General features: G+C 63.5%; 12 protein-coding genes. 5 read left to right on the top strand and 7 right to left on the bottom strand.

The genetic code is table 11. The features are described from left to right. The coding region (locus CP49_RS37400; protein WP_197423347.1) for a histidine phosphatase family protein at nucleotides 1-123 on the bottom strand (123 nt) is incomplete at its 3' end. Between the two features lie 12 nt (nucleotides 124-135). After that, nucleotides 136-966, bottom strand: a complete 831-nt coding sequence (fabI, locus tag CP49_RS37395; RefSeq protein ID WP_057855118.1) for an enoyl-ACP reductase FabI — start codon at nucleotides 964-966, stop codon at nucleotides 136-138. A gap of 185 nt (nucleotides 967-1,151) precedes the next feature. Here fabI and CP49_RS37390 point away from each other — a divergent pair, with 185 nt between their 5' ends. Continuing rightward, nucleotides 1,152-1,640: an RNA polymerase sigma factor gene (locus CP49_RS37390; RefSeq protein WP_057855117.1), complete on the top strand. Its 489-nt coding sequence runs from the start codon at nucleotides 1,152-1,154 to the stop codon at nucleotides 1,638-1,640. Between the two features lie 55 nt (nucleotides 1,641-1,695). Then, nucleotides 1,696-2,466: an anti-sigma factor family protein gene (locus CP49_RS37385; RefSeq protein ID WP_057855116.1), complete on the top strand. Its 771-nt coding sequence runs from the start codon at nucleotides 1,696-1,698 to the stop codon at nucleotides 2,464-2,466. Nucleotides 2,467-2,888: 422 nt separating this feature from the next. Here the strand turns inward: CP49_RS37385 and CP49_RS37380 are convergent, their stop codons facing one another. Together CP49_RS37380 and CP49_RS37375 are read right to left on the bottom strand one after the other, a co-directional pair. Beyond that, on the bottom strand, nucleotides 2,889-3,863 hold the full coding sequence (locus tag CP49_RS37380) for a DnaJ C-terminal domain-containing protein (RefSeq protein ID WP_057855115.1): 975 nt from the start codon (nucleotides 3,861-3,863) through the stop codon (nucleotides 2,889-2,891). Between the two features lie 110 nt (nucleotides 3,864-3,973). After that, nucleotides 3,974-4,381 (bottom strand): RT0821/Lpp0805 family surface protein, encoded by a 408-nt coding sequence (locus CP49_RS37375; RefSeq protein WP_057855114.1) that lies wholly within the window; start codon nucleotides 4,379-4,381, stop codon nucleotides 3,974-3,976. 122 nt (nucleotides 4,382-4,503) lie between these two features. Between CP49_RS37375 and pdxH the strand changes: the two genes are divergently transcribed. Then, a complete protein-coding gene (gene pdxH, locus CP49_RS37370; RefSeq protein ID WP_057855113.1) occupies nucleotides 4,504-5,148 on the top strand; it encodes a pyridoxamine 5'-phosphate oxidase in 645 nt (214 codons plus the stop codon). Between the two features lie 180 nt (nucleotides 5,149-5,328). Next, nucleotides 5,329-6,081, top strand: coding sequence for an SDR family NAD(P)-dependent oxidoreductase (locus tag CP49_RS37365; RefSeq protein ID WP_057855112.1), 753 nt, complete (start codon nucleotides 5,329-5,331; stop codon nucleotides 6,079-6,081). Between the two features lie 148 nt (nucleotides 6,082-6,229). Here CP49_RS37365 and CP49_RS37360 read toward each other — a convergent pair whose 3' ends face one another. Then, on the bottom strand, nucleotides 6,230-6,448 hold the full coding sequence (locus CP49_RS37360; protein WP_057855111.1) for a hypothetical protein: 219 nt from the start codon (nucleotides 6,446-6,448) through the stop codon (nucleotides 6,230-6,232). A gap of 131 nt (nucleotides 6,449-6,579) precedes the next feature. Then, the gene (locus CP49_RS37355; RefSeq protein WP_057855110.1) at nucleotides 6,580-7,554 is read right to left on the bottom strand and encodes a magnesium transporter CorA family protein; all 975 of its coding nucleotides are present in this window, start codon (nucleotides 7,552-7,554) and stop codon (nucleotides 6,580-6,582) included. Between the two features lie 447 nt (nucleotides 7,555-8,001). Here CP49_RS37355 and CP49_RS37350 point away from each other — a divergent pair, with 447 nt between their 5' ends. Next, complete coding sequence (locus CP49_RS37350) at nucleotides 8,002-8,691, top strand: L,D-transpeptidase (RefSeq protein ID WP_057855109.1); 690 nt, start codon at nucleotides 8,002-8,004, stop codon at nucleotides 8,689-8,691. A gap of 32 nt (nucleotides 8,692-8,723) precedes the next feature. On the opposite strand, the gene CP49_RS37345 is transcribed toward CP49_RS37350, so the two are convergent. Continuing rightward, nucleotides 8,724-9,675 (bottom strand): extensin family protein (locus CP49_RS37345; RefSeq protein WP_156438868.1); only part of this gene is annotated, 952 nt, incomplete at its 5' end.

Here is a 9,675-nt window from a genome sequence, read left to right as displayed (position 1 = left end):
GGCATGGGCCGCCTGCCGGCGGCCGAGATCATTGAGCGGAATGTCCTGCGCGCCCTGCAGCCTGCCTTCCGCGTTCCACGACGTCTCGCCATGGCGGATGTAGTAGATCACGGGCGAAGGCATCGGACTATCAGGCTATTCCTTGGCTACCGAATTCGACAGCGAGATATCCGGCGCGTCGGGCCGCTTCATGCCGACGACGTGATAGCCGGAATCGACATGATGCACCTCGCCGGTGACGCCGCGCGACAGGTCCGACAACAGATACAGCGCGCTGTCGCCGACCTCTTCGATGCTGACGTTGCGGCGCATCGGCGCGTTGTATTCGTTCCACTTCAGAATATAGCGGAAATCGCCGATGCCGGAGGCCGCCAGCGTCTTGATGGGACCGGCCGAGATCGCGTTGACGCGGATGTTCTTCTCTCCAAGGTCAGCGGCGAGATAGCGCACGCTGGCTTCGAGCGCTGCCTTCGCCACGCCCATGACGTTGTAGTGCGGCATCCATTTCTCGGCGCCGTAATAGGTCAGCGTGATGATCGAGCCGCCGTCGACCAGAAGCTTTTCCGCCCGCTGCGCGATCGCCGTCAGCGAATAGCAGGAGATCAGCATGCTCTTGGTGAAATTGTCCTGGGTCGTCTCGAGGTAACGGCCGTCGAGCTGGTCCTTGTCGGCGAAGGCGATGGCGTGGACCACGAAGTCGATCTTGCCCCATTTTTCGCGGAGCACGTCGAATACTGCGTCGATGGTGGCGGAATCGGTGACGTCGCAATGGCCCAGCAAGAGGCCGCCCAGCTCCTTGGCCAGCGGCTCGACCCGCTTCTTCAGCGCATCGCCCTGCCAGGTGAGCGCGATTTCCGCGCCCGCGTCGTGGCATGCCTTGGCGATGCCCCAGGCGATCGAGCGGTTGTTGGCGACGCCGAGGATCACCCCGCGCTTGCCCTGCATCAGACCTGATTTTTGCGACATCCGGTTTCCAATCGAGCTTACCTGTGGGGCTTGGAGGTACACCAGCGGTCCAGCGCGGTCGAGCCTAAATCGGCCCTCGGATTAACGCTGTTCCGGATCGGGCTCAATGGCCGGAATAGACGCGGCGATTGGGTGTTATGCTAGGTAAGGCGTTCGCGCCCGACAACTCTTGCAATCTGGTCCCCATGAGCGCGTTTCGCCAAAGTGTCGAAGCCATGATTCCGGCGCTCCGCCGCTATGCACGCGCGCTCGCGCGCGATGCCGACATCGCCGACGATCTGGTGCAGGATACGCTGGTGCGCGCGCTGCGTTCGGAACGGCTGTTTCTCGGCGGCGACGTCAGGAGCTGGCTCTACACGATCCTGACCAATTTGAACAAGAACCGGCGGCGCTCGCTGGCACGGCGGCCGCAATTCATGCCGCTGCTCGACAACAACCCCGACGCCAGCGGCACCGAGGCGGAGGGCCGCGACATCGCCCGCGCGCTGGCAACGCTGGTGGAAGAGCAGCGCTCGGTGCTCCTTTTGGTGATGCTGGAAGGACTGAGTTACCGCGAGGTCGCCGAAATCCAGGGCGTGCCGATCGGCACCGTAATGTCCCGGCTTGCCCGCGCACGCGCGCATGTCAAAGCTTCGCTCGAGGGCGAGCGCGCAGCGCTGCGGCGGGTGAAATAAGGCGCATGAAACGCGTTACGCATAGGCTGATCAGGAATAGACAGAGACGACGACAATGACCGATCGCAACATCCCCGTCACCGAAGACGAGCTGCATGCTTACGTCGACAACGAGTTGCCGGCGGAACGCCGCGGCGACGTCGAGGCGTGGCTCGCGGCGCATCCCGACGATGCCGCGCGGGTGCAGTCGTGGCGCGCGATGGCGGAGGCGCTGCATACCAGGTACGATTCGATTGTCGATGAGGCGGTGCCGAAGCGACTCGAGATCGAACGGCTGGTGCGAGAGCCGCGCAAATGGGTGTACGGCGCGCTCGCCGCCACGCTGGCGGCGTTCATCCTCGGCGGCGGCGTTGGCTGGGTCGCGCGCGGCGCGACGGCAGCGCCCTCGGCCTTCCAAAATTTGACGGTGCATGCGATCGAGGCGCACCGGCTCTACGTGGTGGAAGTACGGCATCCCGTCGAGGTGCCGGGCAGCGAGCGCAGCCATCTGCAGCAGTGGCTGACCAAGCGCTGCGGCTGGGTCGTCCGCGCGCCCGAACTGACAGGGGCAGGATTGAAGCTCGTCGGCGGACGGCTGCTGCCAGGTTCCGTGGGTCCGGCGTCCTTCCTTATGTACGAGAGCGCGTCGGGCGAACGCTTTACAATCTATACGGTGAAATCGGACGCCGGGGCGACGCAGATGCGGTACGCGGCGGAAGGCAAGGAAAGCACCCTGTTCTGGGCCGATGACGGCGTCGTCTATGCGGTGGTGTCGACCGGCGTCGACCGGGGGCGGCTGACGCAGGTTGCCCAAGCCATCTACGATCAGATGGAGAAAAAGGGCTGACCCGCGTAGTAGCGAAGCGCAGCGAAACCCGGGGATCAGTTCGGAAACCCGGGATCAGTTAGACCGGATGGCGTGTTCCCGGATTGCGCTTCGCTTCATCCGAGCTACCGGCAAGAAAAGTGGCGGATCGGCAACATCGCGCCCCTTGTCCCAATTCTGACATCGAAAATCTGGAATGAAACCACCAGCGCGTCTCATTAATGCACCAGGTGATCACGCGAAAATGAGTAGCGTTCGATCCGCCGATCGGCGCAAGCGGCCTCGATCGGGGTTTGGTACCGCGCTGGTCCCCCTTTCGAGGCCGCCCCTTTTTCCGGGAAACCCTTTGTTTTCCAGGAAAGAAGTGCGCTTTTCTGGGAAACTCCTGCTCGGAACCCCGCTATCCAATTCCACGCAAAATCTGCGCCGCGAGCCCGGCCGAATCAGCCAAAATCGCTGCGCGGATTGTACGGATGGCTATCGCGCCATCTTTCCATCAATGCCTCGAGCTCGCTATCGTTCCCGTCGGGCAAAATAATTCGGGTGATGACGAACAGGTCCCCGGTCCCCCCAGGCTTGGGCAGGCCCTTGCCCTTGAGACGGAAGGTTCGGCCGCTGGAGGTATTTTTCGGAATCGACAGTTCGACCGCGCTGCCAAGGGTGGGAACCCGGACCTTGCCGCCCAGCACGGCCTCATAGAGCGTAATGGGCAGGTCCAGCCGCAGGTCGCTGCCATCGACCTTGAAAAAGGGATGCGGCGCGATGCTGACCGTAATCAGGAGGTCGCCCGGCGGATGGCCCGGCGCGGTTTCGCCCTGCCCCTTCAGCCGGATCTGCTGGCCGGCGGTGACGCCGGCCGGAATCTTGACGTTGAGCTCCTTGCCGGTCGGCAGGCGGACGCGCTTCTCCCCGCCCTTGACCGCCTCCTCCAGCGACACGGTCATGGCGACGTTCAGATCGAGATCGAGGCCGATCCCGCCGGTCTCGAATTCGAAGGTCCTGCCGCCGCCCGGACGTCCACCCCGGGCAGCACCGCCGAACATGCTGTTGAGGATGTCCTCGAAGCCGGCCCCGCCCATGCCGCTGGGGCCGCCGCCGGTGCGGAAGGTGTAGGATTCGAAGCCGCCGGGCCCACCGGCGCGGCCGCGCGGGTCGCCGCCGGGAAAGCCGCTACCAGAAAAACCCTGGAATCGGGGCTTGCCCTCGGCGTCGATCTCGCCGCGGTCGAACTGTTTGCGCTTGTCCTCGTCGCCGATGATCTCGTTGGCCGAATTGATCTCGGAAAAGCGAGCAGCCGCCTTCGGATCGTTCTTGTTGTTGTCTGGGTGATGCTTCTTGGCGAGCTTGCGATAGGCACTCTTGATCGCCGCAGCGCTGGCGCCCCGCGGCACCCCCAAGACCTCATAGGGGTCGCGCATCCGTCACATCTCCTTCACGGGAATTCGGTTCTCGAAGCTTAGGGCAATTCGCCCGCTTTGGCTTCATCTGGGTAGTCAGTTGCATTTTTGCAACGGCTGGGAGGGCCGGTTTAGCCCCTCGTCCAGGGTTTGATGGTGTGAATTTCCCATCGGCCATGGCCGGCCTTGCAGGCAGCGCCCTGCAGCCAGCTCTCCGCGCGGCCGTTGACGTAGCTCGCCAGGAAATCCCGGCAGGTGCGTCCGTCTTCCGCGGAATAGGCTTGCGACAGTGGCGTCACCGATCCGCGCGCGCCGGTCTCCGGATTTTCCCAAGGCTGGCTGGAATCCTTGTCGCCCTTGGTCAGCACGTCGGAGGCGGCGGTGCGTGCAAAGGCGAGATCGCTCTCGGTCGGCACCGGCGGGGTGGCCGGTTGCTTGCTCAGCGAACCGGTGAAGTCGGTAGCGTTCATCCTGGCGTAGGCGTCGGGGCGCGACAGGCTGCAGCCGCCCGAGCCGAGGCCGATCAAAATCAACGTCATCGCCGCTCCCGTCGGCCCGATCGCCGATAGGCCAACGCGTCCCCATGTCCTATATAGGGCGAGCCCGTACCGGGGCTGCAACGCGCTCTGGGACGCGAACGGACGCAACTGGGACTCCTGACATGACGGACACGACCTCCATCAAACACCCGACACCGTTAACATCGGGTGATTTTACCGCCGCCGAGGAACCGTTTGCGCTGTTCGCCGAGTGGTTTGCGGAAGCCGTGAAGTCCGAGCCGAACGATCCCAATGCGATGGCGCTGGCAACGGTCGATAGCGACGGGCTGCCGGATGTCCGGATGGTGCTGATGAAGGGCTATGATGCGGATGGTTTCGTATTCTACAGCCACATCGCCAGCCAGAAGGGCCGTGAACTCGCCGCAAATCCTAAGGCGGCTTTACTATTTCACTGGAAGTCGCTGCGCCGTCAGGTCCGCATCCGCGGCAACGTGTCGCCGGTGACAGATGAGGAAGCCGACGCCTATTTCGCCACGCGGCCGAAGCAGGCGCAGATCGGCGCCTGGGCCAGCAAGCAATCGCAGCCGCTGGAGAGCCGCTTTGCATTCGAGCAGGCGATCGCGCTGGTGGCCGCCAAATACATGATCGGCGAAGTGCCGCGCCCGCCCGGGTGGAGCGGCTGGCGCATTCATCCCACACGTTTCGAATTCTGGCACGACCGCCCGTTCCGCCTGCACGACCGCATCGAATTCCGCCGCGATGCGCCGATCGAGACGCAGTGGAGCAAGGTACGGCTCTATCCCTGAATGATCGTCATCGCCGGACTAAAGCGCGAAGCGCGTCTTCGTGTAGAATGCCCTGGCCATCCACGACTTTCTTCTATGCGACAAGACAAGACGTGGATGCCCGGCAACGCAGACAAGTCTACGCAGTCTGCGCAAGGCAGCCTACGATGGCCGAGCATGACGAAAACCGAGAGAACCTGAATGCCTCCTTCATCGAATGCGCCGCGGCGCACGCTGCTCCTGACCGGCGCCAGCCGCGGCATCGGCCACGCCACCGCGATCCGGTTCTCATCCGCCGGCTGGCGTGTCATCACCTGCTCGCGGCATGCCTTTCCGGAAATCTGCCCATGGGGCGCAGGCCCGGAGGATCACATCGAGGTCGACCTCGGCAGCCACGACGACACCGTGCGCGCGATCTCCGAGATCCGCAGGCGGCTGGAGAACGACGAGCTGCACGCGCTGGTCAACAACGCCGCGATTTCGCCCAAAGCTCCGGACGGCGGGCGGCTCGGCACCATGGACACCGACATCGAAACCTGGAGCCACGTCTTTCACGTCAACTTCTTCGCGCCGGTCATGATCGCGCGCGGGCTGATCGAGGAATTGAAGCACGCCAGGGGCGCGGTGGTAAACGTCACCTCGATCGCCGGCTCGCGCGTGCACCCGTTCGCCGGCGTCGCCTACGCGACCTCGAAGGCGGCGCTTGCTTCACTCACACGGGAAATGGCCTTCGATTTCGGCCGGGTCGGCGTCCGCGTCAACGCGATCGCGCCGGGCGAGATCGACACCTCGATCCTGTCGCCGGGCACCGAGAAGATCGTCGAGCAGCAGATTCCGATGCACCGCCTCGGCACGCCGGACGAGGTGGCGAAGATCATCTATGTGCTGTGTACGGAAACCAGCTCGTATGTGAACGGCGCGGAGATTCACATCAACGGCGGCCAGCACGTTTAATGCGTGACGTGATCGCTACGCTCAAACCCTCATGGTGAGGAGGCGCGGAGCGCCGTCTCGAACCATGCGGCCCGAGCCGGGCCTTCATCCTTCGAGACGCGCGCAGGCGCGCTCCTCAGGATGAGGTTCTGTATTCGCGACTCGCCGCTCACTCCGCGTAAAACTTCCGCGTCGCGGTTCGCACCGCCGCAGCGTCGAGATTGAAAGTGCTCGAACACTCGTCCTCGTTCTCGCCGTCCGCCAGCGCCGCGCCGCAGTGCCGGCAAACCCGCGTCGAGAACGCCTGCGCCTTGCCAGCGGAGCGGCTCTGCTGATAGCGCGCCAGATCGATGACGTTGCGTGGCGACATTATGAGTTTCTCAACCATGGGATCCTCGCGGCCTGAGATACACGTTATCGCAGACAAGTTTCGACCATTCGTTCAGTCCACTGCTCAAATTTTAGCGGTGGAATTGAGTCGATCTTTCGTACGCGGGGAACTGCAAGGGAACCGCTGATTCACAGCCACTTCTTCCACCTGAAAAGGAAGTAGGGCAGCACGGCTGCCATGAGCATCATGAACAGCGCCATCGGGTAGCCGTGCACCCATTCGAGTTCCGGCATCACCTTGAAGTTCATGCCGTAGATCGATGCGATCAGCGTCGGCGGCATCAACACGACCGCCATCACCGAGAACAACTTGATGATGTTGTTCTGCTCGAGATTGACGACGCCGAGCATGGCGTCGAGCGTGAAGGTGATCTTGTTGGAGAGATAGGATGAATGGTCGGTCAGCGAGACGACGTCGCGCTGCATGGTCTTGAGCTGCTCGCGCATGTCCTTGGACCATTTGGCGCCCTCCACCACCGCCGACAGGAAGGTGACGACACGGCCGATCGAGACCAGGCTCTCTCGGATCTTCGAGACCAGGTCCCCCTTCCGCCCGATCGCGATCAGGATCTGGGAATATCGCTTGGCCTGGCCGTGGCGCGCGCTTTCGGGCTCGAAGATGTCGTGGGAGACCTGATCGACCTCGGCGCCGGCGCGCTCCAGAATGTCGGCGCAGCGGTCGATCACCGCGTCGAGCAATTCCATCAGCACCATTTCGCCCGAGATCCCCGGCAGGCATGACCGCGACAGCTTGTGCTCGACGAGGGCAAACGGCTTCGGCTCGTCGTAGCGCACCGTCACAAGGCGGTGGCCAGCGAGGATGAAGGTGACGGCCGTGGTCCGCGGCATATCGGTGTCGGATTGGCACATCAGCGTCGCCGTCATGTAGCGGGCGGCGTTCTCGATATAGAGCCGGCTGGAAATCTCGATTTCCTGCATGTCCTCCCGGGTCGGTACTGCAATCCCGGTCAGGCGCTCGACCGCGCGGTCCTCCTCCAGCGTGGGATTCAACAGGTCGATCCAGACCGCATTGTCGGGCAACGCCGTCGTCGCCGCGGGAAGCTTCTTGAGGGTAGATTCGGAGGGAACAAACACCGAAAACATGAGCAACTCCGGAACGGGGGCGCCAATCTCTCGTCTTTGACGCGCTTTCTGGACGCGAACCGGCACCTACCCCGAATCAGGTCCGGGGCAGGCTTTCGCTTGAAAACGCTACAAGCACCCAGCGGCACTAGACCCGATTCTGGCAAGCGCTTCATGACCGGCGCATTAACCGCCGATCCATATTTGTGGCAGCGAGGTGGCTTTGTGGCAGTGAGGTGGCGCCCGCGCGGCCACGATTTGGCTCCCGTGCCACCCCTGCCCGGAAATCAACCGGAACTCGCAAAATTTGCGGCATAAAAGCCACAGCAAGCCTTCCGCAGCGCCGAACGGACGTGCAAATGCTGGCATATCCGCCGGTTTTTGCGGATACTGGGATTAATGGAATCGTCGCGTTTTTGGCGCAAGATTGTTGCTGCGAACGCCAGACTTTCGATTGGAAGTGTACCCATGTCGTCGCTGAAAGTAATCTTGGGGCTGCTCGCCGTCGGCCTTGCGTTGTCCGGCTGCATGCCGGCAACCACCTATCAGGCCGCCCCTGAAGCCAACCTCAAGCCGAACGACAAGGCCCAGCTCGCTAAGGCGCGCTACGCCGCTGTTCCGCCGGCAGAGCCGTTCCGCCGCGCCATTGTCGACTATCACCGCAAGGAACTGCCCGGCACCATCGTCGTCGATTCCGACAACCACTATCTCTATCTGGTCCAGGACGGCGGCAAGGCGATCCGCTATGGCGTCACTGTCGGCGAGGAAGCCCTCGCCTTCTCCGGCATCGCCCGCGTCGGCAACATGGCCGAATGGCCGAAATGGACACCGACCGCTGACATTCACAAGCGTATCGAAGGCCTGCCTGCCTCCGTGCCCGGCGGCGTCGACAATCCGCTAGGCGCCCGCGCGCTCTATCTGTACCAGGGCAACAAGGACACGCTGTTCCGCATCCACGGCACCAACCAGCCCGAATATATCGGCGCCTCGATCTCGTCGGGCTGCATCCGCATGACCAACGAGGACGTCATCGACCTCTACGGCCGGGTGAAGCACGGTACCGTGGTGGTCGTGCTCGAGCCCAAGCAGGGCGACTCGCCGTACAGTTCCAAGATGGCGCTGCAGGGCGGTGGCAACGCCGGCCCGGTGGCTCATTAGCCGACGCCGGTTACACACACCGCAATCGAGTATCAAGAGCGCCGGTTTTGCCGGCGCTTTTTCTTTGCAGGCCTTTCCTGGCGCGGCGGCGCGGCCTCATCCGGTTTCTCGGCATTCGATTTTTTGGCTTCAGGCTTGGCAGCATCAGGCTTGGCAGCACCCGATTTGGCGGCATCCGGTTTGGTGTCGTCCGGTTTGGCAGCGACCTCGCGCGGAGGCGCTTCGTCGGGGCGCTCGGCCGGCAATAGCGGCGCTTTCTGCGGCAGCGGGTCCCACACGTCCCACTGGCAGATGCGATAATTGTTGCGCCGTTCCATCAGATCGAGATGGATATGGTCCTCGTGGTACCAGTCCGAGCCCGGGCCGAGCACGGTCGAGAAGCGCGTACAGGCGGAATGCAGCACGGTTTCACGTAACTGGCGCGGCACAGTGCGATCGGTGAGCGAGATCGAGCGGCCGTTGGCGAGCTTGAAGGCGCGAACGTCGACCGCATTGGCGCGGCCGTGTTCGGAAAGTATGGCACCGACGATACGGTTGCGGCCACGGCATTCGTACGAGTTGAAATTGTCGAGATCCGAGATCGTGCTGCCGAGGCTGATCGCCAGCGGCGCGATGTCGTTGCGAATCCAGTCAGCCAGCGCGGTCGCCATCGGACAGCGCAGAATGGCCGCCGGCTTCACCGAGACCTGCCGCTTGTCCGGCAGCACGATCGCCTCCAACCGAACCAGATCCTCGCCCCCGCAGCCGTTGGCGCCGCGGATGTCGGGGATGCTGGGCGCAATGGCAATGGCGTCGGTCAGCGCCAGCCGGCAGGCCGATGGCTGTGGCGTGGGTGGCGGTTCGGGCGCAGCCTGCTGGTCCGGCTTGCCGTTCGGGGGAGACGCCTGTTGCTTCTTGTCCGGCTTGTCGCGCTCGGCAGACGGCGCCTCGGCAGGGCGCGGCTTCGGCAGCGGCACCGCCGCCTTCGGCAACGGCACCGCCGCG

It is taken from the genome of Bradyrhizobium valentinum (assembly GCF_001440405.1).
Classification (GTDB): Bacteria; Pseudomonadota; Alphaproteobacteria; order Rhizobiales; family Xanthobacteraceae; genus Bradyrhizobium; species Bradyrhizobium valentinum.
This window is presented reverse-complemented; position numbering and strand designations above follow the sequence as displayed.